20 protein-coding genes are annotated in these 26411 nt (G+C 60.1%); 11 read left to right on the forward strand and 9 right to left on the reverse strand.

The genetic code is table 11. The annotated features are described in order from the left end of the window. Window positions 1–115 precede the first annotated feature (115 nt). Both gmk and ABVT36_RS07120 read right to left on the reverse strand, forming a co-directional pair. On the reverse strand, window positions 116–736 hold the full coding sequence (gmk, locus tag ABVT36_RS07115) for a guanylate kinase (protein WP_368455937.1): 621 nt from the start codon (window positions 734–736) through the stop codon (window positions 116–118). A gap of 228 nt (window positions 737–964) precedes the next feature. Then, a complete protein-coding gene (locus ABVT36_RS07120; RefSeq protein ID WP_368455938.1) occupies window positions 965–2209 on the reverse strand; it encodes a sterol desaturase family protein in 1245 nt (414 codons plus the stop codon). 351 nt (window positions 2210–2560) lie between these two features. On the opposite strand from ABVT36_RS07120, the gene ABVT36_RS07125 reads away from it, so the two are divergent. After that, entirely contained in the window at window positions 2561–3571 is a 1011-nt protein-coding gene (locus ABVT36_RS07125; protein WP_368455939.1) for an NAD(P)-dependent alcohol dehydrogenase, read from the forward strand. A gap of 68 nt (window positions 3572–3639) precedes the next feature. Here the strand turns inward: ABVT36_RS07125 and ABVT36_RS07130 are convergent, their stop codons facing one another. Further along, window positions 3640–4320 carry a phosphoadenosine phosphosulfate reductase family protein gene (locus ABVT36_RS07130; protein ID WP_368455941.1) on the reverse strand — a complete coding sequence of 227 codons (681 nt, stop codon included), beginning with the start codon at window positions 4318–4320 and terminating at the stop codon, window positions 3640–3642. A gap of 325 nt (window positions 4321–4645) precedes the next feature. Between ABVT36_RS07130 and ABVT36_RS07135 the strand changes: the two genes are divergently transcribed. Continuing rightward, a complete protein-coding gene (locus tag ABVT36_RS07135; RefSeq protein WP_368455942.1) occupies window positions 4646–5239 on the forward strand; it encodes a 1-acyl-sn-glycerol-3-phosphate acyltransferase in 594 nt (197 codons plus the stop codon). 352 nt (window positions 5240–5591) lie between these two features. Continuing rightward, window positions 5592–7781 carry a TonB-dependent receptor family protein gene (locus tag ABVT36_RS07140; protein WP_368455944.1) on the forward strand — a complete coding sequence of 730 codons (2190 nt, stop codon included), beginning with the start codon at window positions 5592–5594 and terminating at the stop codon, window positions 7779–7781. Between the two features lie 67 nt (window positions 7782–7848). Here ABVT36_RS07140 and ABVT36_RS07145 read toward each other — a convergent pair whose 3' ends face one another. Then, entirely contained in the window at window positions 7849–8928 is a 1080-nt protein-coding gene (locus ABVT36_RS07145) for a GGDEF domain-containing protein (RefSeq protein WP_368455945.1), read from the reverse strand. Between the two features lie 286 nt (window positions 8929–9214). On the opposite strand from ABVT36_RS07145, the gene ABVT36_RS07150 reads away from it, so the two are divergent. Beyond that, entirely contained in the window at window positions 9215–9736 is a 522-nt protein-coding gene (locus tag ABVT36_RS07150; RefSeq protein WP_368455946.1) for a macro domain-containing protein, read from the forward strand. A 43-nt stretch (window positions 9737–9779) separates the two neighbouring features. On the opposite strand, the gene typA is transcribed toward ABVT36_RS07150, so the two are convergent. Further along, window positions 9780–11588 carry a translational GTPase TypA gene (typA, locus tag ABVT36_RS07155; protein WP_368455947.1) on the reverse strand — a complete coding sequence of 603 codons (1809 nt, stop codon included), beginning with the start codon at window positions 11586–11588 and terminating at the stop codon, window positions 9780–9782. Between the two features lie 241 nt (window positions 11589–11829). Here typA and ABVT36_RS07160 point away from each other — a divergent pair, with 241 nt between their 5' ends. After that, window positions 11830–13947: a TonB-dependent receptor plug domain-containing protein gene (locus ABVT36_RS07160; RefSeq protein WP_368455948.1), complete on the forward strand. Its 2118-nt coding sequence runs from the start codon at window positions 11830–11832 to the stop codon at window positions 13945–13947. Between the two features lie 2 nt (window positions 13948–13949). Beyond that, window positions 13950–14444, forward strand: a complete 495-nt coding sequence (locus ABVT36_RS07165; RefSeq protein WP_368455949.1) for a TlpA family protein disulfide reductase — start codon at window positions 13950–13952, stop codon at window positions 14442–14444. A gap of 56 nt (window positions 14445–14500) precedes the next feature. Here the strand turns inward: ABVT36_RS07165 and thiI are convergent, their stop codons facing one another. Further along, entirely contained in the window at window positions 14501–15988 is a 1488-nt protein-coding gene (thiI, locus tag ABVT36_RS07170; protein ID WP_368455950.1) for a tRNA uracil 4-sulfurtransferase ThiI, read from the reverse strand. 341 nt (window positions 15989–16329) lie between these two features. Here thiI and glnA point away from each other — a divergent pair, with 341 nt between their 5' ends. The 4 genes from glnA to ntrC all read left to right on the forward strand — a co-directional run bounded on the left by glnA (window position 16330) and on the right by ntrC (window position 21589). Then, window positions 16330–17736 carry a glutamate--ammonia ligase gene (gene glnA, locus ABVT36_RS07175; protein WP_368455951.1) on the forward strand — a complete coding sequence of 469 codons (1407 nt, stop codon included), beginning with the start codon at window positions 16330–16332 and terminating at the stop codon, window positions 17734–17736. Window positions 17737–17920: 184 nt separating this feature from the next. After that, window positions 17921–18604, forward strand: a complete 684-nt coding sequence (locus ABVT36_RS07180) for a DUF4124 domain-containing protein (RefSeq protein ID WP_367150103.1) — start codon at window positions 17921–17923, stop codon at window positions 18602–18604. A 274-nt stretch (window positions 18605–18878) separates the two neighbouring features. Further along, the gene (gene glnL / locus ABVT36_RS07185; protein ID WP_368455952.1) at window positions 18879–19976 is read left to right on the forward strand and encodes a nitrogen regulation protein NR(II); all 1098 of its coding nucleotides are present in this window, start codon (window positions 18879–18881) and stop codon (window positions 19974–19976) included. 143 nt (window positions 19977–20119) lie between these two features. Further along, window positions 20120–21589: a nitrogen regulation protein NR(I) gene (ntrC, locus tag ABVT36_RS07190; protein WP_368455953.1), complete on the forward strand. Its 1470-nt coding sequence runs from the start codon at window positions 20120–20122 to the stop codon at window positions 21587–21589. A gap of 108 nt (window positions 21590–21697) precedes the next feature. Here ntrC and ABVT36_RS07195 read toward each other — a convergent pair whose 3' ends face one another. The 3 genes from ABVT36_RS07195 to ABVT36_RS07205 all read right to left on the reverse strand — a co-directional run bounded on the left by ABVT36_RS07195 (window position 21698) and on the right by ABVT36_RS07205 (window position 25299). Beyond that, window positions 21698–22285, reverse strand: a complete 588-nt coding sequence (locus ABVT36_RS07195) for an HdeD family acid-resistance protein (protein ID WP_368455954.1) — start codon at window positions 22283–22285, stop codon at window positions 21698–21700. A 181-nt stretch (window positions 22286–22466) separates the two neighbouring features. Then, entirely contained in the window at window positions 22467–23780 is a 1314-nt protein-coding gene (locus ABVT36_RS07200) for an aminotransferase class III-fold pyridoxal phosphate-dependent enzyme (RefSeq protein WP_368455955.1), read from the reverse strand. Between the two features lie 73 nt (window positions 23781–23853). Further along, window positions 23854–25299: an NAD-dependent succinate-semialdehyde dehydrogenase gene (locus ABVT36_RS07205; protein WP_368455956.1), complete on the reverse strand. Its 1446-nt coding sequence runs from the start codon at window positions 25297–25299 to the stop codon at window positions 23854–23856. Window positions 25300–25472: 173 nt separating this feature from the next. Here ABVT36_RS07205 and ABVT36_RS07210 point away from each other — a divergent pair, with 173 nt between their 5' ends. After that, on the forward strand, window positions 25473–26411 hold the full coding sequence (locus ABVT36_RS07210) for a LysR family transcriptional regulator (protein ID WP_368455957.1): 939 nt from the start codon (window positions 25473–25475) through the stop codon (window positions 26409–26411).

Genomic DNA, 26411 nt, shown 5'->3' on the forward strand with positions numbered 1-26411 from the left:
TTTCGGTTCCATTGCAATGTGCCGCGCTGGGCGGGTTCGGGGGACGGGAAGCGCCCACTGGACCGGTTATTGTAGCCCAGTGACTGCTGTGCGTAAATCGATCAACTGGGCGGCCTCAGCCGCGGTGCAGTAGCGCCCGCAGCAGCTCGGGGTGTTGCAGTCGCTGGCGCTGCAGCCGCTGGCGCTGGGCGCGCACTACTGCACCCAGGTCGGCGAGGGCCGAGTTGAAGTCATCGTTGACGATCAGGTAATCCGCCTCGTCAAAATGTGACATTTCATCGATCGCCTGGTCCATGCGCCGGTCGATCACGCTGCGCTCGTCCTGGCCGCGACCGGTCAGGCGTTCGCACAGCGCCGCCTGAGAGGGCGGCAGTATGAAGATGCCCACAGTGTCCGGCATGAGGCGCCGCACCTGGGCGGCTCCCTGCCAGTCTATTTCCAGGACCACGTCGCGGCCGTCGCGCAGTGTCTCCTCCACCCAATGCCGCGCAGTGCCGTAGAAGTTGTCGAACACCTGGGCGTGTTCAAGAAACGCATTCTCATCCAGCATGCGCAGAAACTCCGCGCGGGAGACGAAGTGATAGTTGACACCGTCTTGCTCACCGGGGCGCTTTTTTCGCGTAGTGTGGGAGACCGACACTGTGACCAGGTCATCGGCTTCCGCCAGTGCCTTGACCAAACTGGTTTTGCCTGCACCGGATGGTGCCGATACGGTGAAGAGGGTTCCTGCCTGCACAACGGGTCCTGCCTGGGTGATTCAGCCGGCATTATAGCCGCGAAGCGGCGGAAAATGGGCGGGCGTACGGTTGCCTCGCTGTGGCGAGGCCGAGTCCCGACCGGGTTGGGGGGAGTGTTGGGATTTGCGGCGCCGCGTTACCGCGCCGCCGACACCGGCCGGGACCGCCAGGCAGAGCATTCGCCTTCACCAGAGAACTTTCCGGTAGCCGGGTTCCGCTCTATGTTGCTAGTCGCTAACCAGGGCGACTCTATCTGCTTTACCCACAAAAGCCAACCGCCACCAGGTCAGTGCACTGATCAGTGAGTAGCCGGCGATTGCCGGCGCCAGCGGCCCGGGCAGGAGTACTGAAAGGGTGAGCAGCAGACCAAGCCGTGCCAATTCCCAGTAGCGAGCGGTGGGATATCGGTCGAGAATGCGGCCGTTGACTATGAGTCCCAGCGCCAGCAGGGCGACACCCAGCCACAGTTGCGACAGCCTGAGCTGCTGCGCATACCACAGCAGTGGCAGGGTCGCGGCGGAAAAACACAGGTGCTGTGCCAGGGCATAGTAGCGTTGCCCACGGCTGAGTACTGGGTCGAAGCGCCGAAAGTGCTCCAGATCGGTGGAGGCTACCGGCATCGCCGCCTCGGCATCAGCGGGTCTATAGCCGGTACGGCGGAACCAGAGGGTCAGTTTGTCCCACCAGCTGCGGGTGTGCCAGGCGTCCAGGGCCATGCGTTTATAGTGCTGCAGGTTCGCCGCCAAGGGGTCGAAGCTGTTGAGCGGTTTGCGCACACCGTAAATGCAGGGTTCCTGTTGCAGCTCTTCCTGGTAGCTCCCGAACAGGCGGTCCCAGATGATAAAGACACCCCCATAGTTTTTGTCCACATAGATCCGGTTCTGCGCATGATGTACCCGGTGATTGGAGGGTGTGACGAAAATCCACTCCATCCAGCGGACCTTGGGAAACTTCTGGGTATGCACCCAGAACTGGTAGATCAGGTCGATGGCACCGGCAGTGACCAGCAGTTCCGCCGGCAGGCCGATGAGCAGAAGAGGGATATAGAAAATCCAACCGATCGGCAGTCCGCCGCATGGCTGGCGCAGCGCCGTGGTGAGGTTGTAGTCCTCGCTCTGATGGTGCACCAGATGGTCCGCCCAGAAGATATTGATCTCGTGGGCCATGCGGTGCTTCCAGTAGTAGCAAAAGTCGTACGCCACCACCGCCAGCAGCAGGTGCCAGACACTGTCCAGCGACCAATTGAACCCCACCGCCTGGTAGTAGGGAGTCAGCAGCTCGTACAGTGGAATGTAAATCAACAGCAGAAGGCCCTTGCGCACCAGGCCAGCCAGGCGGCTGAGTATCCCGGTGCTGAGGCTGCCAATGGCGTCGTTCAGCCGGTACAGGCCCCAGCCAAATTTGCGGTCCAGCGCCAGTTCCACCAACACTGCCAGGAGAAAAAACGGGATGGCCAGGGTGACGAGACTCACAGTTACCTCGGTATTTTCATGGTTAAAACTTCGAATGCCGGAACTTTGCCACAGGGATGCCAGCGGGCAAATATTCACAGGGGGCGGATTTCAAAATTCGTTAGACTTTCTCTGGCCTGCTCCGGTGACTGGCAGCTGGCGGCCCCCGGTGCAGGTCCTAGACTTGCTACAAGCCGCCCGAATCAGTCCCAGCCAGGCTAACGTTGCACAAGGATATACCGCCGCCGGGCGGGGCCCTGCGCGAATCCCTCCGCATGATTGCGCAGGGTTTCAACGGCGACGCTCAGACCGATGAGGGACTGTCTACCGGATTGACGGGTCAACAGTATCGGCCGCCAGCAATGGGAGTCCATGATGATTAACGCCTATGCCGCTTTCGAGCCGGGTGGTGAACTCAAGCCCTTCACATACGATCCAGGCGAACTGCCCGCGGACCAGGTGGAGATTGATGTGCTCTATTGCGGTCTGTGCCACAGCGATTTGAGCGTCATCAACGACGACTGGGGCCTGTCCCAGTACCCGGTGGTTCCCGGACACGAGGTGGTGGGCAGAATCGGTCGGTTGGGATCCCAGGTTAGCCATCTGGCAGTTGGCCAGGCGGTGGGCCTGGGTTGGCATTGCGGCTATTGCAACCACTGTCACTGCTGCAACTCCGGCGACCAAAATCTCTGTGCCCAGGCGCAGGCGACCATTATCGGCCACCACGGAGGCTTTGCCGATAAGGTGCGCGCCGCAGCCACCAGCGTAGTGCCAATTCAGGACTCGATCGACCTGGCCACCGCCGGGCCCATGTTCTGCGCCGGTATTACCGTGTTCAATCCACTGGTTCAGTTTGCGGTGAATCCCGACAGCCGGGTGGCTGTGATCGGTATCGGAGGGCTGGGGCACCTGGCGCTGCAGTTCCTCCGGGCCTGGGGTTGCGAGGTCACCGCCTTTACCAGCAGCGAATCCAAGCGAAAGGAAGCCATGGATCTGGGCGCTCACTATACATTGAATTCCCGCGACCCAGCTGCACTGGAGGAGGCCGCCGGGCGTTTCGATGTGATTCTGTCAACGGTCAACGTCAGGCTGGACTGGAACCAGTATCTCTCCACCCTGCGGGCCAGGGGGCGACTGCATCTGGTGGGCGCCACTACAGACTCACTGGATATCAGCGCCTTTCAACTGATATTCGGCCAGCGCCAGGTTTCGGGCTCGCCGGTGGGCAGCCCGGATACCATGGCCCGGATGCTGGAGTTCGCGGCGCGCCACCGGATTCTGCCGGTGGTGGAGCAGTTTCCCATGAGTGAGGTGAACAGGGCGCTGGAAAAATTGGCCAGTGGCGAAGTGCGCTATCGGGTGGTACTGGAGGGCGGCCGTTAGTGTCAACAGGCCCTATAGCCGCAGACCAATTTGCAGCCCAAACCCCCTTGGTTCAGGATAGTGGCGCGTCACTTCTCGAGTAGCAGGCCACACTCCCGGTGTTCCTCTCCCTTGGTGGGATCGAAATAGATGTGGTTATCGGGCAAATGGTGCTCGTAAACATACTCTTCCACGTCCAGCTCGTTCAGGTGAAACATAGGTGCGACGCGAATGGTGCCGTGGTTGCCCTCGGTGAAGATGTCGAGCTTCTTGCGAAAGGCGTTCTGGTCGTGGCGGATGCCGTTGAGCCAGACATCCGGCTGCAGCTCCTGCATAGCCCTGTTAAACGGCTCGAGCTTTACCGTCCGTGAAAAGAAATCGTGTTCCGGTGTGTCCAGTGCGGGAATCCCCCCATGAACCGCATTGTAGTGGGCGGCGGACATCTTGGGTGCGTAAACCCTTATGTTGAGGTTGAGGGCTTCGATGAGCCGTTCCACATGCCGGTAGGTTTCCGGTGTGTTATAGCCATGATCCACCCAGATTACCGGAATATCGGGCTTGGCCTGTGTCACCAGGTGCAAAAAAGCGACCGCCAGCGGGCGAAAATTGGTGAATACCACCGGATTTTGGGCATGTTCCATGGTGAAGCGCATGACCTCGCTGGGTTTGGCTTCCTGCAGCTGTTCATTCAGCGAAGCGAGATCCATGCCGTGATGAAAAAAAGGCGCCTGTCGGGTTTCGACAGGGGCTATATCGCATTTGACTGCCATGACTACTACCGGTCTGTCCAGGGGATGACGCTGGGAATGCTACTTCGCCGCGCCATGGCTTAAAAATAATAATAGTGAAATAGAATCAAACAAAAGGTTATAACGGCGCCATCACTTATGATTGGGAACGGAGGAATCCCCCTATTTCCCCGGGCAAATTATTCTGGGCGATTGGGCCTGGCAGCACGGTTACTGATCCCGGCACTTCTCGGCTTGTGACTACTTGAAGCCATTTAGTCGCCAAAGGTTTTGGCGCTAAATTGCTCTCCTGGTATTTTGCGTGGACAAAAGTAATAAAAACGACCGGTGGAGAGCCGCGAGATTTATGGCTGCATCAGTTCCTGCAATACCGGCCGCCTGGCCCCGTATGGGCAACGCGGTAACCCGATTCGTCGGGCGCAGTGTTTTACGACTGTTTGGTTGGAAGATTCACGGGCAATTGCCGCCCCACCCTCCGTGCCTGATAGCCGGGGCGCCACACACCTCCAACTGGGATTTCGTGTTTGCCATGGCGGCCATTCTGGCGATGGGGGTTCGTATCAGTTGGCTGGGCAAACACACGATTTTTGTCTGGCCATTCCGCTCCCTGCTGTCCCGGCTGGGAGGTATAGCAGTAGACCGCAGTGTGGCCACCGGTGTGGTGGGCCAGGCAGCTGCGAAGTTGCAGGAGGATCCACACACGGTAATCGCCCTGGCACCCGAGGGCACCCGCGCGCGGGTGAATAATTGGAAGACCGGCTTCCTCCGCATTGCCGCCCAGGCGGGTGTGGCCATTATTCCAATCGGTATCGACTACCGTTCGCGCAGTTTCGAGATAGGGCCACCCTTCCACCCCACCGGAGACCAGGTGGCCGACCTGGCGGAATTCAAGCGTTACTTTCGCCGGTTTCAGGGTAAGCGTCCGGAGCTGGCCGGCTAAAGCCTCTCCGCGCGCTACCTGCGATAGGACAGCTTCCCCAAAACAGCGGCGGCGCTGGGCCCAGGCTGCGCTATAGCTCCTCTCTCTCCGCCTTCACGATTTTGGCCGCCTGCGCCTGGCCCCCCGCATCTATGAATCCGGCGATCCGGTAGCCGATGCCTCATCCATGTGTGGGACTAGCAGGCTGTTGAAAAACACTTTTTCAACAGCCTGCTAGTCCCTGAACAAAAGAATGTCGGCTAATTGGCCCCTAACCCTTGGTGTTATGCTAAGTGTAACGGTAAAATGCAATCGTTCTCATTAACATATAAAGTCACAAATAAAACCCGCACTGACCCACCTTGGAGGATTGATGAACCGTTTCACCCTGGCGCCGCTGGCTGTGGCGCTGTCCGCTTCTGTATCCCTTGCCGCTGAACAGGGCCCTACCAGGCTGGAAGCCGTCACGGTGATAGGGGATGCCGAAAATATCGACACTTTGCCGGGCTCGGCGCATCTGATTGATGAAGAGGAACTGGCCAGGTTCGAGTTCACCGATATCAATCGCATAGTGCGTTCAGTACCGGGTGTCTATCTGCGGGAGGAGGACGGTTACGGCCTGCGGCCAAACCTGGGTATCCGCGGATCCGGCAGTGGACGCTCCGGCAAGATCTCCCTAATGGAGGACGGTGTGCTCATTGCTCCGGCACCCTATGCGGCGCCGGAAGCCTACTATTTTCCCACGGCTGGCCGCATGGTGGGTATAGAGGTGCTCAAGGGGCCCTCGACACTGCAGTATGGGCCCTTCACCGTGGGCGGTGCAGTCAATCTGTTGAGCACCCCGATTCCCTCGACAGCAACGGGAGTGATCCAGGCCGAAGCTGGTGAGAATGCGGAGCGTCGCCTGCACGCCTACTATGGCGATAGTACCGAGACCACTGGCTGGCTGCTGGAGACCCACCAGCAGTATGCGGACGGTTTCCGCGAGATCGATGGTGCCGGCAGTGCCGATATCCAGTTAGAGGACTATGTGGCGAAAGGCCGGCTGCGTTCGGATGCCGGCGCCAGGTACCAGCAGCAGTTGGACGTCAAGCTGCAGTACTCGGAGGAAAAGTCCGGGATGAGCTACGTGGGTCTCACCGACGCCGATCTTGCCGCCAACCCCAACCGCCGCTACGGCCTCACCGCCCTGGATGAGATGCAGAACCGCCACAGCACAGTGCAGCTGAATCACAGCATTGCCCTCAGTGAGGGTTTTAGCCTGCATACCCAGGCGTATTACAACAAATTCAAACGGGACTGGTTCAAGGTCGACAATGCCCTTGATCTGCTGGAGTCTGCCAACCTGGGCGATACTGATGCCCAGGGGATACTGGATGGGAGTCTCGACTATATCTACGATCCCAATTCGGAAGACAGCCCCGGCTTCGAGTTGAAGCACAATAATCGCAGCTATACCGCCAAGGGCCTGCAGGTCAGTGGCGACTGGAATTTTACGGCGGGGGGCTTCAGTCACGATCTGACCCTGGGCCTGCGCCGCCACGAGGACGAGGTGGACCGCTTCCAGCCGGTGGAAATCCACAACCAGGTGGATGGCGAGCTGGTATTTGTGGAGACCAAGGAGCCCACCGGCAGCAACAACCGGGTGGAATACGCCGAAGCCAATTCCCTGTTTATCTATGATGAGATCCAGTTGGCAGAGCGGCTGGCAGTGACCGCCGTACTGCGATACGAGGATGTCAGCACCAGCCAGCAGCGCTACGATGACCCGGCCCGCACAGTGGCTGGCAGCAGCCGTTCGAACGAGGTTTCCGAGTGGCTGCCGGGTCTCGGTGTGGTTTACAGCATCAGTGATCAGTGGAGCCTGATCGCCGGTGTGCACCGGGGGTTTGCACCTCCGGGTGCGGGCTCCAGGGATGGCGTTGGTGCCGAACTCTCCACCAACTATGAATGGGGCACGCGTTTCGATGGCGACGTCGTCAGTGGCGAACTCATCGCATTCTTCAGTGACTATGAAAACACGGTGCAGAATTGTTCTGTGGCAGTCCCCTGTCCCGACGGTGCCGAAAGCGGTACCTTCAGCCTGGGTGAGGCGGAAATCCTGGGTATAGAGGCGTCGCTGCAACATCAGTGGGAGCTGGCCAACAACTGGATAATGCCGTTGCGAGCCACATATACCTACACGGATGCCGAGATCAGCCAGACCAGTGATGCGAGGGACATTCTCGCTGGCGACAATCTGGCCTATCTGCCGGAAAATGTATTTGCGATCACCACCGGTATCGACAGTGGTGCCGCCTGGAGGCTGGATCTCACCGCCGCCTACCAGGACGATATGTGTGTGAATACCCGCTGCAATCGGGCGGGATCGGACGCGTTTGACCGCACCGATGCCCTCTGGATCCTGGATGCCGCTGCGCACTACAGCTTCAGTCAAAGCCTGAATGGCTATGTGAAGATCGACAACCTGCTGGACGAGCAGGAGATCATCAGCCGCAGCCCCGAGGGGGCCAGGGCCAACAGGCCGCGCACCGCCACTCTCGGCGTAAAGTACGTCTTCTGACCACGCCTTGCCGCCAGAAGCGAAAAAGCCACGGTTCACCGTGGCTTTTTTGTTGCGCCGGCCCGGATCAGGTCGCCATAACGCGGTTGCGGCCGCTTTTCTTGGCCCGATACATCCGCGCGTCCGCGGCCGCCAGTAGTTTGCCGTGGGTGGAGTGGCTGCAGTGCCCTTCGGCCACGCCAAAACTGATGGATACACAAACCGGCTGTGGATACCTGCTGCTCAGGGCCTCCACCCTGGCGCGCAGTTTTTCCGCCAGAATACGACCTCCGCCAAGATTGGTGTTTGGCAGTAGCACCAGGAATTCCTCCCCGCCCCAACGGGCTACGACGTCGCCTTTGCGTGTGTTTCTGCGCAGGATCTCCGCCACATCCCGCAATACCCGGTCGCCGAAGGGGTGGCCGAAGCGGTCGTTGATGGTCTTGAAGTTATCCAGATCACCGATCAGTACCGTGTAGCGCCCCGACAGTTCCCGGTTGCGCCGCTCCATGTTCGACAGGGACTTATAGGCCTGGCGGCGATTGGGCAGGCCGGTGAGTGCATCGGTATTGGCATTGCGTTCCAGTTGCCGGGTCAGGCGGTGTAGCAGCTGCTGGGTCTGGTGACGGCTGCTGTCCAGCAGTGCCGTGAGCGCGGTGAGCGCGCCGAAGACGGCGATAAAACGCACCCGGTAGGCGGTGTCGTAGTCCGCCGCCAGCAGCGGAAAATCCGGTGTGAACAGCACCGCCACGGTAACCGCCCCGACCGCTACCAGGGTACTGGTGCCCAATTTGTAGCCATAGAGGTTGATAAAGCCGGGCACCAGCATCACCGCCCACATCAGCCCGCTGTTATTCACGCCTCCGGACAGCAGCAAGTAAAAGTACAGTACCAGTAAAAGTACGCCGACCAGGGTGGGGGTTTTCGGGCTCGACCCGGCCAGATGGATAGTGAAATAGGCGGAGAGAATAACGGTTGTCACGGCGAACAGGGCGCCTGCGACCACTATCTCGCCCCGGGTGAGTGCTATAACCCCCATGGCACCGGTGATGGCGAAAGAAAAGATCAGCATATAGCCGGAAGCCTGGATGCGCCGGCGCAACTCCAGTTGCCGCGCCTCTTCGATGGGGTTCTCCGCACCGCTTGAAAAAGGCCCGCTAACCGACACTCTGCACCCCTATTGCAGTCACTCTGTCACCTCTTGCGGTGGTATTTTTATCGTTGTGGTGCCAAACGGCGGCGTTTTATCGCCACCCCCGCCATCCTGTGGACGTGGGGCCGCCAGGCATTGCAGCCCAGCGGTACTGAAGGCGCTGTTATAACCCCATGGGGCTTTTGTTTGACGTTATGATAACGGCCGCCAGCCAGTATAGGTGCAATCAACGGGGTGCCAAAGCGTTCGCCGGCAATCCACGCCAGCGGGAAACTACCCCCTAAAGGGAATCTGCGGTGCAGTGAGCAACATCCAGCTAATTTGCGGCGATATTCTGACACACGGGGCAGATGCGCTGGTATGCCCGGCACACAAACACCTGATTCGCGGGCGCGGCCTGTCGGCACAGATTTTCGATCGTGCCGGCGCCGGACTGGCGGCTGCCTGTGCCGGCCTGTCGCCCTGCGGCGTGGGCGAGGCCCGCCTGACCCCCGGTTTCGACCTGCCGGTGGCTTTCCTGCTGCATACAGTGACGCCCCAGTGGAGCAGCGGCGATCAGTGGGGGGAGCAGGGCATAACGCTGTTGCGCCGCTGTTACGAGAGTGTGCTGGCGCTGGCGCAGGCGAGAAACCTGCGCTCTTTATTGTTTCCGGCCCTTGGCGCGGGTACCAACCGTTTTCCCCACCCCGTTGCCGCCCACCAGGCGCTGGCTGCACTGAAAGAAGCCGGCGCGGAGTTCGAGCGGCTCACCGTCTGTCTGCACACGCCGGCGGCGCTGGGAGACTGGCGCCGGGTTGAGCGGCGTTTCTACACCGCCGGTTGAGCGGCGGCACCCGCTCTGCGTCCCCGCGGCTGTGGAGGCTTGCTTATTTCTTCGCCCGCTTGCGCATATTTTCCTGCAGGATCTTCTTGCGCAGGCGCAGATGATTGGGGGTGACCTCCACCAGTTCATCATCCTCAATGAACTCCAGTGCCTGTTCCAGGGTGTGGCGGATAGGGGGAGTCAGGGTCAGGGCCTCGTCTGTACCAGCGGCGCGGATGTTGGTCAGCTGCTTGGCCTTGGTAGGGTTCACCACCAGGTCGTTGCCGCGAGAGTGAATGCCCACTATCTGGCCCTCGTAGATGTCTTCGCCGTGACCCAGAAACAGGCGGCCGCGGTCCTGCAGGGCGTAGAGAGCGTAGGCGAGGGTTTTGCCCTTCACCATGGAGACCAATACGCCGTTGACACGCTTTGCAACCTCGCCCTGCTTCACCGGATCATAGTGGTCGAAGATGCTGGTCATGATGCCGGAGCCACTGGTGAGGGTCAGGAACTGGCTGCGAAAGCCGATCATGCCGCGGGAGGGCACCATAAAGGTCAGGCGCACCCGGCCCTTGCCATCCGGTTCCATATTCTTGAGTTCCGCCTTGCGCAGGCCCAGCTCCTCCATGATCGGGCCCTGGTGCTGCTCCTCGAGGTCGATCACCACCTCTTCGTAAGGTTCGAGGATCTCGCCATCGACCATCTTCTGCACTACTTCCGGGCGGGATACGCCCAGTTCGAATCCTTCACGGCGCATATTTTCGATTAAAACGGAAAGATGCAGCTCGCCACGACCGGAAACCTTGAATTTATCCGGAGAGTCTCCCTGCTCGACACGCAGTGCCACATTGTGAATCAATTCCTGGTCCAGGCGCTCCTTGATGTTGCGCGAGGTGACGAATTTACCGTCCTGGCCGGCAAAGGGGGAGTCGTTGACCTGGAAGGTCATGCTCACGGTGGGCTCGTCCACACTCAGGGCGGGCAGCGCCTCTGGCCTGTCCGGATCGCACAGGGTGTCGGAGATATTCAGCTCGCCCACACCGGTGATACACACTATGTCACCCGCACTGGCCTGCTCCACCTCGGTGCGCTCCAGGCCCAGGTAACCCATCACCTGCAACACCCGGGCTTTGCGCGAGTCGCCCTCCCGGTCCAGTACCACCACCGGCTGGTTGGGCTTGAGGGTTCCGCGGGTGATGCGGCCCACACCGATAACGCCCACATAACTGGAGTAGTCCAGGGCGGAGATCTGCATCTGGAAGGCGCCGTTGGGGTCCACTCTGGGGGGCGCCACCTTGTCCACGATCATCTGGAACAGTGGCGTCATGTCATCCGCCATATCCGTATCGTCGAGACCGGCGATGCCGTTCAGGGCAGAGGCGTAGATGACCGGAAAATCCAGCTGTTCATCCGTGGCGCCGAGGCTGTCGAACAGGTCGAATACCTGATCCATGACCCAGTCGGGGCGGGCTCCGGGGCGATCGATTTTGTTGATCACCACTATGGGATTGAGGCCCTGCTCAAAGGCTTTCTGGGTTACGAAACGGGTCTGAGGCATTGGTCCGTCCACGGCATCCACCAGCAGCAGTACCGAGTCCACCATGGACAGGACCCGTTCCACCTCGCCGCCAAAGTCGGCATGTCCCGGCGTGTCGACGATATTGATACGGTAGTCGCGCCAGCGGATGGCAGTGTTCTTGGCCAGGATGGTAATACCCCGCTCGCGCTCCTGGTCGTTCGAATCCATCACCCTCTCCGCGTCCGCGTTGCGGCGGTCCAGAGTGCCGGACTGTTGCAGCAGTCTGTCTACCAGGGTGGTTTTGCCGTGGTCGACGTGGGCGATGATCGCGATGTTGCGCAGATTGTCTATCACAGGGGGAACCTCTAGAGGGTGAAGCCCGGCCGGGCCCCGGACCGCCGTTAAAGGCGGAAGCGAGCCGGTGGCGCGGCCAAAGCGCGCGATTATAGTGAGGATATATAGCAATTGGGAGGAGTTTCGGGCCCTTGGCCGGCCTGGCCACAGAGGGCGATGGCTTATTGATTGTAATAGCAAATACAAACTATTATCATTTGCAGGTAAGAAAAATATCAAAAAAGGAGATCTCAAACCCCCCATGGCTTTTTATTATCGCTCCCTGTTGCCAGTGATCCTCACCGCCACCCTGCAACCCAGTGTCGCCTCTGAGTCCCCGGTTAGTGTGCCGCCGAACGAAAAAATGGAAGAAACAGTGGTGGTGGGTGTACGCCAGCGCCTTTACGAGGCCGGTACCCTGTTGAATGCCATCCAGAAAACCGAAGTGGTGGATGAAACCTTGATCAAGGCCATGCAGGCGGTCAACCTCACCCAGGCCATTGAAAAATCCCCCGGCGTGCGGGTTTCAAACGAGTGTTCCATGTGCGGCGTCAAGCGCATTATGCTGAACGGCATGCGCGGCGAGCATTCCACTATCCTCACCGATGGTATTCCCCTGCACACCATGATGGCCGGCTACTATGCGGTGGATGCCCTCGCCACCACCGGTGTGGAGCGCATAGAGGTGGCTCGCGGTGCCGGTGCCTCGCTGCTGGCACCGGAGGCCATAGGCGGCACCATCAATGTGATCTCCAAGGAGCCGCAGGAAACCGGTCTGAACGTCAACGCGTCCCGGGAGGATAACGACAGCTTCTTCGTCGGTATCATGGGCGGCCATGTCAGCGATGACGATCGCACCCGTACAAGCCTGGTATATCAGGGCGACAGGCACCACCAGATGGACAATGATGGCAATGGTGTCAGTGAGGCCCCGCTGCAGGAAAACACTAGTTATGTGGGACGCGTCTCCCATGATTTCAGCGAGCGAGACAATCTGGTGCTGCGCCTGGGATACACTGACTCCACTATCTTCGGTGGCCCCCAGGGCTATTCCATCGGTGCGGTGCTGCGGGGGTTCGATGGGGTGGAATCCGAACACCTATTCGCAAACGACGATGTCCAGGCCCAGTACACAGGTAAGCCCTGGGAAACCACTGAGTGGATAGATACACAGCGCACCGAAGTCTCCGCCAACTGGCTGCGGGAGCTTAATGAATACTTCAATACCAGTGTCACTCTGGCCTGGTCTGAACACCGACAGGATTCCTTTTACGAAGGGTTTGACTATATCGCCAGGGATCGCCTGTTTTTCCTGGATTCGCGCAACAACCTGATACTCAACGGGGCCCACACGCTTACCTTCGGTGCGGATTTACGCGATGAGGCAATGCGCTCCGATTCCATCGCGGGTAGCCTGAGCGCCGACTATGTGGAGGACAGCTTCGACTATCGCACCGGTGGCCTCTACCTACAGGACACTTGGCAGGCGTCGCAGAAACTTGAGGTATCCGTAGCTGTGCGCCTCGACAGGGTCAGCGCTGACTTTGTGGCTGAGGAAAAACCCGGTACTGAGATTGAAGAGACGCTGCTAGCACCGCGGATCGATATGCGCTATCTGCACAGCGACCAATGGATATCGCGTTTGGCTTTGGGTCGCGGCTATCGCGCACCTCTGTCTTTCTTTGAGACGGACCACGGTATCCTCGATGCCGGCGATGGTTTTGCCATCGACATCGAAGAGTTAGAAAAATCCCTCTCCACCACCTACGCGTTGAGCTACGCGGGTGAGCGCCTCAATGGCACCCTGTCCCTGGCGCGCACCGAGGTGGAGCACCTGGCGGCCCTGGGCGAGACCGAAAGAGGCGTACCGCTGCTGACGCAAATGGCGGAAACCGCCGTCGTCTCCGCCGGCGATATCAGTCTCGGCTATACGCTGAGCGACACCCTAAAGGTCAGTACCACGCTGGAAAACTACGTCTACGACCGGGTATTCAAAGAGTCCTATGCCATTGCCCCCATCGAACAGCGCGCACTCTTGAGCCTGGACTATGGCAGTGGTCCCTGGATGGTGTATGCCAGCGCCAGCTGGATAGGTGCGCGAAACCTGCGCGACTATGGCTATGAGGGTTACAACCGCCTGGGTGGCGCGTTGAAGAGCCAGAGGGCGGAGGCCTACTGGACCCTGGACATAAAGGTGGGCTACGACGTTAGTGAAAACCTGAATGTCTATGTCGGTGGCAATAACATCACCGATTACACCCAGGTGAACGATGCTGAAACCCCACTGTTCTGGGACGCCGGTGGCGCTTACGACGTGGCTTATATCTACGGCCCACTGCGCGGGCGCGAGATATACATGGGTCTCGACTGGAGCCTGTAACAGTGCGCGCGCTGTTGGTGTCGCTGATGCTGCTCCCGACCGCTCTCCCGGGTGTGGCGAGTGAAGCTAGGTTACTGGATATGGAGTTGAGGAGCCTGGCCGGCCCCGCGCGGGCCAGTCTCGCGCAGTATCGGGATCTACCGGTGCTGATGGTGTTCTTTGAACCCGAGTGCCCCTGGTGCTTTCGTCAGGTCAGGGCCCTCAATCGGCTTTTGGCCCGTTGCCCCGGTCAGTTCCAGCCCCTGGCGGTGGGTACCAACGGTGCCCGCCGGGCGCTGCTGGCAGAATATCGCAGGCTGCGCCCCAACTTCCCCGCTTTCCAGATAAGTGGCGAACTGTTAGATAAAGTGGGCTCCATCCCCGCCACACCTTTCATGCTGCTGGTCAACCGCGACGGCCTGCCCGCTGGTTGGTTGCGGGGTTTTGTGCCTGGGGAAAAGTTGCAGCCTGTATTGGCGAAGCGGCTGGGGGTTAACTGCGACGGCCAATCCAGCTGACCCCTATCCCCTATAGTGTGGTGGGGAAGGTACGCCGTGGATTGTGGGCAGGCACCTCAGGTTTGCTCCCGATCTGACCCGGGGACGCTTTTCTCCGGTCGGTAGACCCCCACATTGCGGTAGCCCTCGTCCAGTAGATGGGAGGCGTGCAGGCGACTCATCACGCCGCGTGCGCAATACAGCAGGTATTCCCGTTCAGGGTCCAACTGGGCGAAGCTGCGGTTGAGGCGGTAGAAGGGGATCACCTGCACCTGGCGATGCTCCAGCTCCAGTGGGTCCAGTTCCTCTTCCTCCGGGTGGCGGATATCGATCACCACGGCGTCGCCCGGCTCCGAGCGGATCTCCACTTCCGGCGCCTGACCGTCCACTTCCTCGATCACCTGGTCGATATTCTGGATGTTGCGGTTGGCGATGGCGCGGTCGAGAATCGCAAAATCGAAACGGTTTTCCTCCGCTTCCACCTTTTCAATCTTGGCGCGGGTGGTGGGCTTTATGGAGATAACGCCACAATATTCGGGAATCTGTGCGGTGAACTCTTCGGTGCCAATTGCCCGGGAGGTTTTGATGATGTCGGATTTGTCACTGGTGACCAGCGGTCGCAGTACCAGTGTGTCGGTGACCCTGTCGATCACCGCCAGATTCTTGAGGGTCTGGCTGGATACCTGGGCGATGGCTTCGCCGGTTACCACGGCGTCCACCTCCAGCTCCCGGGCGATGACACTGGCGGCCCGCAGCATCATGCGCTTGAGGATCACGCCCATATGGGAGTCGTCCACCCGCTCCAGAATCTCCGCCACCACCTGGTCGAAAGGTACTGTGACGAAACGCACCCGGTGGGAGGCCCCGTATTTGTTCCACAGGTAGTAGGCTACCTCCTTGACCCCCAGCTCATGCTGACGGCCCCCCAGATTGAAAAACAGGAAATGGGTGCGGATACCGCGTTTCATGGTCAGGTAGCTGGCTACGGTGGAGTCGAAGCCGCCCGATATCAGGGATAACACCGGGTCCTGAGTGCCCAGGGGAAAGCCGCCGAGCCCGGGGTGCTGCTCTTCCACCACGTTGAGCTTGTCGTGGCGAATTTCCAGCTTCACGGTGATATCCGGGTTGCGCAGCTTCACCCCGGCCGCCTCTGTGTTCACGTTGAGGCCGCCGCCCACATACTGCTCCACGTCCAGGGATTTGAAGTCGTGTTGGCCGGTGCGTTTGACACGCACGCAGAAAGTCTTGTCTTTCAGGGCCGGGCCCCACACCGAGAGGGTCTTGCGGTAGATATCCTGCAGGTCGCCCAGGGGGAACTGGCGCACGCGGGAATAGTTGGCGATGCCGGGGGTGTGGGAGAGCACAGCCTCTATACGGTCGCCCAGGTGCGCCACGGCTTCCGGGGCGATGACGTCGATCTTCTCCCAGTCCTTGCGCACCTGGATGCGGTCGTCCAGGCGCCGCAGCAAACGCTGCAGGTTGTCCTTGAGCTGGCGCGACATGCGTTTGCGCACCGGGTTGCTCTTGATGGTGATTTCGGGGAAAAACTTAACGACAAAGTGCATGGGGTCTGGCCGGATACCGCGGTTACTGGGTAAGCGTCCCATTATAAACCAGAGTGGTGGAATCGGGCGGTGCCCTCTTCTTGTGCATCCGTGGGACAAAGAGCGCCATTTTGGTGCGCTGGCCGGTGGTCGCCTGTGGACTTTGCACCTATTCTGCCCAAATCATTGCGCGCTGGTGGGTGATGGCGGGGGTGTTAGAGAGGTGTTATGTCTCCGCCCCAGCTTGGCACACTTTTTGCTCTTATCTGCACAGGGAATAGGCACACTAGAACAGTTACGGAGCCGGCGCCAGTCGAAGCGCTGTAGCGGTCGGACAAATTTTCAAAACCCGGAGGACAGTAATGTCAGCGAAAACGCTCGGTTTGATTAATGAGAATGAGGTTAAGTGGGTAGACCTGCGCTTCACGGATACCAAGGGCAAGGAGCAGCATGTTTCCATCCCCGCGACGGAAGTCAACGACGACTTCTTTGAAGAGGGTAAGATGTTCGACGGCTCCTCCATTGCTGGCTGGAAGGGTATCAACGAGTCCGACATGATCCTGCTGCCGGTTGACGAAACCGCTTTCCTGGACCCCTTCACCGATGAAAGCACAGTGATCATCCGCTGCAACATCGTGGATCCGATCACTGCGCAGGGCTATGAGCGGGACCCGCGCTCCATCGCGCTGCGGGCCGAGGAGTATCTGAAATCCACGGGTCTGGGGGACACAGTGCTGTTCGGTCCGGAGCCGGAGTTTTTCGTCTTCGACGACATTACCTGGGGTGCCGAAATGGGCGGCGCCTTCTACAAGATAAACTCCGAAGAGGCGGCTTGGTCTTCCGGTCACCACTATGCGGAGGGCAATATCGGGCACCGCCCGGGCGTCAAGGGCGGATACTTCCCGGTGCCGCCGGTTGACTCGCTGCACGACGTGCGCGCCGCCATGTGTTCCGCCATGGAGCAAATGGGTCTGCGGGTAGAGGTGCACCACCACGAGGTGGGCACCGCCGGACAGTGTGAAATCGGCGTTGCCGCCAACACCCTGACCAGGAAGGCGGACGAAGTGCAGATCCTCAAGTACGCCGTACACAACGTGGCCCATGCCTACGGCAAGACCGCCACCTTTATGCCCAAGCCCCTGGTGGGCGACAATGGCTCCGGCATGCATGTACATCAGTCCTTTAGCAAGGACGGCGTGAACCAGTTTGCCGGCGATGCCTACGCCGGCCTGTCGGAAACAGCCCTGTTCTATATCGGCGGCATTGTGAAGCATGCGCGCGCCCTCAATGCGCTGTGCAACGCCTCCACCAATTCCTACAAGCGCCTGGTACCGGGCTTCGAGGCACCGGTGATCCTGGCCTATTCCGCGCGCAACCGCTCGGCTTCGATCCGGATTCCGTTTGTATCCTCGCCAAAAGGCAAGCGTATCGAAACCCGCTTTCCGGATCCCACCGCCAACCCCTACCTGGCCTTCGCCGGGCTGCTGATGGCGGGCCTGGATGGTGTCAGGAACAAGATCCACCCGGGCGATGCGGCGGACAAGGATCTGTACGATCTGCCACCGGAGCAAGTTGCGGAGTTCCCCACGGTTGCTGCCAGCCTGGAGCAGGCGCTGGATGCCCTGGACCGGGATCGCGCTTTCCTGACCGAGGGCGGCGTGTTTACCGATGATGCCATCGACGCCTACATCGAACTGAAGCGCGAAGAGGTAGAGCGCCTGAACATGACCACCCACCCGGTGGAGTTCGATATGTACTACTCCGTTTAGGGAATCTCGGAGACTTTTCCTTAGCCCGTGCCGTCTGGCACGGGCTTTTTCTTTGCAGGTAAACTAGCAGGTTGTTGAAAAAGCGTTTTTCAACAACCTGCTAGGCTTTTTTAACCCGGCAACGCAATATTGCCGGGTTAATAAGGGGCCTTGGGATGGTCGATTACCGCACTGAGGAGTGTCTATGAAGAAGCTCTCATCTTTTCCCGCGTGGTTACTTGCGGCAGCCTGCAGTTGCGCGCTGGCCGGTGGTTCGGGCCTCGATGAGAGTGATGGCGGGGACACATCAGCTGGGGCTATTTATAAAACCGTCGGTCCCAATGGAGAGGTGGTGTTCACAGATACCCCGCCTGTGGATGGTAAATCCGAGCGGGTACAGCTGGGGCCCATCAATGTGCAGCCTATCTCCCTGCCGAAACCCATCCCCACCCGCAAGCTCTCCCCAAAGGATAAACGCGATCCGGGCGCGGCATACTCCGGCCCGGTCAATGTCACTATAGTGAGCCCCGCCAGCGGTGCCACCATCCCGCCGGGCCAGCGCTTCATTGTCCTGCAGGTGGCTATTGATCCGCCGCTGCCTCAGGGGCACCGCTTCTATGCTGTGGTGGATGGCCAGCGTTGGCGCGGCAGTTCCTCCGGCACCAGCCTGGATATCTCCGCGCTGGAGCGCGGTAGTCACAGCGTCCAGGCACTGCTCACGGACCCCTCAGGCAAGTTGCTGGCGCGCTCGCAGACGATCATGATCTACGTCAAGCGGCCCGGTGACCAGGTACCGGAGTTCGGCGCCCCTCAGGCCACCCCGGCTCCGCAGGCCCCTGCCGCACCGGGCCTGGTGCCCAAGAAGCCATCCCGCAGAGACGGTCGCTAATCGCTGCTTGGGGTCCCCGCTAGCCGTTACCGATTGCCGCCGGTCGCTGTGGCAATCAACTCCCACTACCATGCACTGTATTTTTTTTGTCCGACGCACCATAATGGTGCGTTCGGTGGCCGGGCACAGCCGCGCTGCCCCCCAACAATCCGCCGTTAGCCACTATGCGCCATTTTGGTTGGTTTCTTGCAAAGGCACTTGGGGTGGTTCGATTTAAAGTGATACTCGCGGGTGGCCATATGGGGCGGTCCGCCCGCGACCTGGAAATTCTCCTATGCTCGACGATTCCCAGCTGCGCCAGCTTTTAGACAACCTGAACTCCGCCGTAGTGGTACTGGATGGGTGTCTGCGGCTGCGCTATCTGAACGCCGCCGCCGAGGATCTGCTGGCTGCGTCCAGAGTGCGGGTCTTTGGCCTGCCCCTGGAGAGCCTTGTGCGCGAATCCGACGAGGCCGTTCAGGCGCTGCGGGAGGCGCTGATACAGGGGGAAAAGTACACGGTGCGCCGTGCCCGCTGGCATTTGCACAACCAGGAGGCGCGCACCGTGGACTATTCCGTAAGTCCGCTGGTGGAGTTGGGGGTGTTGCTGGTGGAGGTGCAGCCCATGGACCGGCTGTTGCGCATTGCCCGGGAGGATGCATTGATCAGCGCTCAGGAAACGACCCGCAATCTTGTCCGGGGCATGGCCCACGAAGTGAAAAACCCCCTCGGTGGTATTCGCGGGGCCGCGCAGTTACTGGGCAGAGAGTTGCCGGATCCGGGCCTTGCCGAGTACACCCAGATCATCATCGACGAGGCCGACCGGCTGAGAAACCTGGTGGATCACCTGCTGGGGCCTAACAGGCCCGTCCACCGGCAAGCCACCAATGTGCATGAAGTATTGGAGCGGGTGGCCCACCTGGTGGAGGCGGAATGCGGTGGAGAGCTGGCCATCCGCCGCGACTATGACCCCTCCATACCGGAGGTGCCCGCCGACCGTGAACAACTGATTCAGGCGCTGCTGAATATTGGCCGCAATGCGATGGAGGCAATTGGGGACAGTATCGGGCTTGCCGCCGGAGAGCTGGTGCTGCGCACCCGGGTACAGCGCCGGATCACCATTGGCAAGCGGTGTTGGCCGCTGATCTGTTGTATTGAAATTGAAGACAATGGCCCCGGTATTGCAGAGGAAATCCGCGAGCGCATTTTCTATCCCATGATCTCCGGGCGCGCGGAGGGTTCCGGGCTGGGTCTGTCGATTGCACAGAACATCATCAATCAGCATGCGGGACTGATCAAGTGCGACAGCGACCCTGGGCGGAGTGTGTTTCAGGTCTGCCTACCCCTGGATATGGAATTATTAACCCGGCAACTGGATACATTGCCGGGTTAATGCGGCACTGGGATGCGCCGCCAACGAGCGGAGACCGGCGCAACCGCTGCGGCGAAATTGCGCAGCTTTTTGAGGGCGACAATCCAATCGATGAGGGATCACCTGTTGGGTTGTCAGGTTACGAGTGACTGGTGGGAGTGACCATGGCTGTGAGCAATCGCGTGTGGATTATTGACGACGACCGATCAATACGCTGGGTGTTGGAGCGCGCGCTGGGCCGCGCCGGAATTGAAACCCGGTGTTATGACAGCGGCGATCGCGCTCTGGACGATTTTTATCGCGAAACCCCCGACGCGGTGTTGTGTGATATCCGCATGCCGGGCACCGATGGTTTCAGGTTGTTGCAGCGTTTCCAGGTGGAGCGTCCCACCCTGCCCATCATCATAATGACGGCGCACTCGGACCTGGACAGTGCCGTGGCCGCCTATCAGGGCGGTGCCTTCGAGTATCTGCCCAAACCTTTTGACGTGGACGAGGTGGTTGCGGTTGCCCGCCGCGCACTCGCCCATGGGCGGGAGGGGCTGTCCGCCGGTGGTGATACCGGCGAGCGGGCCCTGGGCGGGGAGGCGATTATCGGTGAAGCGCCGGCGATGCAGGAAGTGTTTCGGGCCATTGGTCGCTTGTCCCACTCTAATATCACCGTGCTGATCAACGGTGAATCCGGTACTGGAAAAGAACTGGTGGCACAGGCGCTGCACAACCACAGTCCCCGCAGTGCCAAGCCCTTTGTCGCACTGAATATGGCCGCAATTCCCAGGGACCTGATGGAGTCGGAATTGTTCGGCCACGAAAAAGGCGCTTTCACGGGGGCCACAGTCCGGCGCCCGGGCCATTTTGAGCAGGCGGATGGCGGTACCTTGTTCCTGGATGAGATCGGCGATATGCCCGCGGACACCCAGACGCGCCTGTTGCGGGTGCTGGCGGACGGGGAGTTTTACCGGGTCGGGGGCCATACCCCGGTAACCGTGGACGTGCGCATCATTGCCGCTACCCACCAGGATCTGGAAAAACTGGTGGAGGAGCACAAATTCCGCGAGGATCTATTCCACCGCCTGAATGTCATCCGGATACAGATTCCGCGACTGGCGGATCGCCGCGAGGATATTCCGCGTCTGGCGCGCCATTTCCTCGAGAGTGCCGCCAGGGAACTGGGGGTGGAAACGAAAGTTCTGCTTGGGGAAACCGAAGACCATCTCTCCGGTCTCGACTGGCCCGGCAATGTGCGTCAGCTGGAAAACACCTGCCACTGGATCACAGTGATGGCCTCCGGTCGCGAGGTGCACATAGAGGACCTGCCTCAGCAGCTGCGCCAGCAGAGCGCCGCGGTGGAGGTGTTGCCGGACTGGCGGCAGGCCCTGTGCCTCTGGGCGGATCAGGCACTGGCGGCGGGGCGGCGTGAGATTCTCAATGAAGCGGTTCCCACCTTTGAGCGGACACTGATCGAAATTGCCCTCAAACACACCGGTGGGCGCAAACGCGATGCCGCCGATTTACTGGGGTGGGGACGCAATACCCTCACGCGCAAGCTGAAGGAACTGGATGTGAAGGATCCACCGGCAGGCGACGCCGAATCTGGTGTGGGAATGTCGATCCCAGCTGGCGCCGGAGATTAAACCATCCACTTGATTCCTGTCTGATAACGGCCGGCGGCTGCAGAGTACGAGGCTTTTCCTCCGCAGGGGCGCAGTGCCGAGGGGAGAGTCTGTGAATACTCCCCTCGGCTATTCGCTTGTAAGGGCCCTGTTCTGCTTGCGCAGCTTGAATGCCAGCCAGATCATCGGCAGGCCAAAAATGATGGCGTAAGCACCTATCAACCACACCAATGCCAGGGCGCCGGCGCCGGGACGGAACAGAATCAGCAGGCCGAATATCACCGACAGCACGCCGGCAAGGATCAGCAGCCACTCGTTCTCCAGCTCCTTGCGCAGGCGAATCGCGCCGACTATTTCAAAAATTCCGCGCACCAGCGCCCAGGCACCGATAATGAGCACCAGTGCCAGTGCGGTGATTTGTGGGTAGAGAAAAGTCACCACCCCCGCCGCCACACTGATCAGGCCAACGACAATCAACCACCAGAGTGGTGTCGCTTTGTGGCGTCCCATGGCGGCCGCTACCAAGCCGAGGATCCCGTCCAGCAGTGCGTAGACACCGAATAGAATAACCAGCGTCAACAGGGAAAGGCCGGGCCAGATAAAGGTAAGGATGCCGAAGATCACGGCGCAGACACCGCGCAGTAACATCAACCACCAGTTTTCGGAAAGTACCTGTATTACCGGTTTGCCGCTGAGGGCGCTTGTTTCGTCGGACATAATCCACTCTCGCAGGATAGAACGATATGCCACTAGTGTAGTTGCCGACGGAAAAGCTTCCACCAGATGGGGCCTTGGCAGCTGTTTACCGCGGCGGCCTCCACGGGGGTGATCTACTGGCCCAAGGGCTGCTGTGGGAGTGTGGAGGTATTTGGCGGCCGCAGGACGCGGCCGCACAGGATTACGCCAGAGAGGAGATAACTCCGCGCAGCTTGTCGACGATCGCGTCTATTTCGTGCGCTTCGATAATCAGCGGCGGGGACATACACAGGGCGTCGCCGATACCACGCGCCATGACGCCCGCTTCCCAGGCCGCTGCTGAAACCTTGGCTCCGTACTTGCCTTTCAGTTCTGCTGGTGCGTTGAGTTCCACGGCCCCTACAAGGCCGTAGTTGCGCACGTCGATAACCTTGTCTAGGTCGGCGAGGCTGTGTAGTGCTGCCTCCCAGTGACTGCCGATATCGCCCGCGGCGCGGGTCAGCAGACCTTCCCGCTCGTATATATCGAGGGTCGCCATACCCGCGGCGCAGGCGACCGGATGGGCGGAGTAGGTGTAGCCGTGGAAAATTTCAACCATACCCTCCGGGGCCGCATCCATAACGGTGTTGTAAATGTGGTCGTGTACGAACACCGCCCCTAGCGGTACTGTCGCGTTGGTGATGCCCTTGGCAGAAGTGATCATATCCGGAGTCACGTCCCACTCGATGGAGGCAAAGGGGGAGCCGGTGCGACCCCAGCCGGAAATCACTTCGTCGAATATCAGCAGCAGGTCATGCTGGTCACAGATTTCGCGAATGCGTTTCAGGTAGCCTTTGGGCGGCAGCACCACGCCGCCTGCGCCGGCGAAGGGCTCAATGATAACCGCCGCTATCTGATCGGCACCGTGAAAGGCCACCAGCCGCTGCAGATCTTCCGCCAGTTCCACCCCGTGTTCCGGCAAGCCGCGGCTAAATGCGTTGCGTTCTATATCCAGGGTGTGGCGCATATGGTTGGCCTTCACCGGCTGGCCGAACGACTGGTAATTGGGTGCTATGCCCCCTACGGAAATACCGCCGAAATTGACCCCGTGGTATCCCTTCTCGCGCCCGATAAACATGGTGCGGGTGCCCTTGCCGCGGGCGCGCTGGTATTGCAGTGCGATTTTCAGCGCACTCTCCACTGCCTCCGAGCCGGAGTTGCCAAAAAATACTCTGTTGAGGCCGTCCGGGGTGTACCCCACCAGGCGCTCGGAATACTCGAAACCCAGATCGTGACCAAAGTTGAAAATGGAGCTGTAATCCAGCTTTTTTGCCTGCTGGTGAATCGCGTCGGCGATTTCCGCACGGCAGTGGCCGGCGTTGGAGCACCAGAGACCGGCGGTAGCGTCGATAATCTGACGGCCGGACTTTTCCATCAGGTAGATGCCCTCAGCGCGCTCTACGATGCGCGGGGCGGCCTTGAAGCTGCGGTTCGGTGTGAACGGCATCCAGAACGCATCGGTTTTCATTTCGGACATGGGTCGGTCTCCGCAATCCTCGTCAATATTCTCACAATCACAATGGGCCTGTACCACCGCTACCTTACCCGCATCAGGTGCCGTAGCAACAGTACTTGGTATCATAAAATTCAGTCATTCCCTCGATACCTCCCTCGCGGCCGATGCCGGATTCCTTGTTGCCGCCGAAGGGAGCCACGGCGGTGGAAAAGACACCGGCATTGCAGGCGACCATGCCGTAGTCCAGGGCCTCCACCAGGCGGTTGGCACGGCGGATATTCTCGCTCATGACGTAGGCTGCCAGACCGTAGGGTGTATCGTTCGCACGGTGGATCACCTCTTCCTCGCGGGCGAATTTCTGCACCGGGGCCACAGGGCCGAAAATCTCCTCCCGCGCAATGCGCATGCCATCGGTCACGCCGGCGATCAGGGTGGGGGCATAGTAGTTTACCCCTGTCGGCAGAAAATCGCCGCCCACTTCTATAGCCGCGCCGGCGGCGGCGGTGTCCTCCACCAGTTGTGCCACCCGCTCGACGGCGCGCCGGTGAATCAGCGGTCCCAGGGTCACGCCGTCCTCACAGCCGTGCCCCACCTGAAGGGCCGTCATTGCCGTGCGCAGCCGGGCTACAAACTCGTCATGCACCGATTCGTGCACGTAGATGCGGTTGGTGGACACACAAGTCTGGCCGGCGTTGCGGAATTTAGTGGCCATGCAGGCATCCACCGCTGTGTCCAGGTCCGCATCGTTACATACGATAAACGGGGCATTGCCACCCAGTTCCATGGACACTTTCTTCACCCCGGTGGCGCATTGGGCCATCAGAATCTTGCCCACTGCGGTGGAGCCGGTAAAGGTGAACTTGGCCACCCGTGTATCCTGAGTCAGTACCCGGCCGATGCCGGCGGCGTCGGAGCCGACCAGCATATTCAGGGTTCCGTCCGGCAACCCCGCGTCCTGGGCCAGCTGGCACAGGGCCAGGGCGGACAGGGGCGTCTCCGCTGCCGGCTTGACCACCAGGGTACAGCCGGCGGCCAGGGCCGGCGCCACCTTGCGGGTGATCATGGCATTGGGGAAGTTCCAGGGGGTGATGCAGCTCACAACCCCCACCGGCTGGCGGATGGTCTGCAGGCGCATACCCGGGTTGTGGGTGGGGATAGTCTGGCCATAGGCGCGGCGGCACTCCTCCGCGTACCATTCTATATAGGAGGCGCCGTGAATGATCTCGCCTCTGGCCTCTGCCAGTGGCTTGCCCTGCTCCAGGGTCAACAGGCGTGCGAGATCACTGGCATTATCCAGGATCAGCTGGTACCAGCGCTTCAGCACCGCGGCGCGTTCACCAGCAGTGCGTTTTTTCCACACCGGAAAGGCGGTGTGGGCCTCAGCAATCGCCGCTTCGGCATCCGTGGGGCCGGCATCCGCCACCTCGGCCAGCAGACCGCCGTTGGCCGGGTCGTATACCGGGAGCTTTGCCGGGCTGTCACGCCACTGACCCCCAATAAAATTCCGAGTTTTCAACAAATGTTTATTGGCCAGCTCCATTGTCAAACTCCTTGTGCTGACGGCTAATACTGTATTTGCGGAAATTTTCGTGAGTACCCGCCCAAATGCATAGTCAATTCTTTCTAACTAAAATTTGGTTTTTTCAAACTTTGTCTTAGGATGGTATCGGTTAACTCCATAAAGGGGCCTACAGGCGCAACGAGGCTGAGCAGATGAGTGGTAAAAGCTCCCTGAGCGGGCGCTTCACGGATATGGACCTGCGCCTGCTGCGGGTGTTTCGAGAGGTGGTGCGGGCCGGTGGTCTGGCACCGGCTGAGGTGGCGCTGAATATCAGTCGCTCCACCATCAGCCTGCACCTGTCGGACCTGGAGGCTCGCCTGGGTATGCAGCTGTGTTTGCGCTCCCGGGGCCGCGCCGATTTCAAGCTGACCCCGGAGGGGGAGGAGCTATATCGAGCCATCGACGACCTGGATGGGCACCTGGCCGCCTTCAAGAGCCGGGTCAACGCCATTCAGTCCCAGCTCACCGGCAGTCTGCGCATAGTATTGCCGGACGATGTGCTCGAGATTCCCCAGTTGGACCTGCCGTCCACTATCCGCCATCTGCGTCAGCTGGCACCGCAACTGCAACTGGACCTACAACTGGCCGCCCCCCAGGAGTTGGAGTTGGAGATCCTCGCCGGCAGGGCCGAGGTAGGGATCAACCCTCTGCATGCGAAACGCCCGGGGCTCGACTACCGGCCTCTGTTCAGCCATTGCTCCAGGCTCTACTGTGGCAGCCGGCACCCTCTGGCCGGTGAGCGTTCGGTAACTGAGGAGTTGCTGACGGAGCAGGAGCTTGCCGCCCCCAGCCATGCGATTCTCTCTGGAGCGACGCACTTGTACCGCTTGTTCCCCCACAAGAGCACCGCCAACCATATGGCGGCGCGATTGGCGATGATCCTGTCCGGCCGATTTATCGGTTTCTTGCCGGACTACCTGGCCCGGCGTTATCTGGAGTGCGGCGACTTGGTGGCTCTGTGTCCGCAGCGTTTTCACTACCAGATCCAGAATGCCGCCACTTTCAAGCGCAGCGCCGCGGAACACCCGGCTATCGCCCTTTTTCTGCAATCCTTGCAGGTCGACCGACAAACTGCCGGCCGGGATAGCTGA

Source organism: Microbulbifer sp. TYP-18 (assembly GCF_040932045.1).
Taxonomy (GTDB): domain Bacteria; phylum Pseudomonadota; class Gammaproteobacteria; order Pseudomonadales; family Cellvibrionaceae; genus Microbulbifer.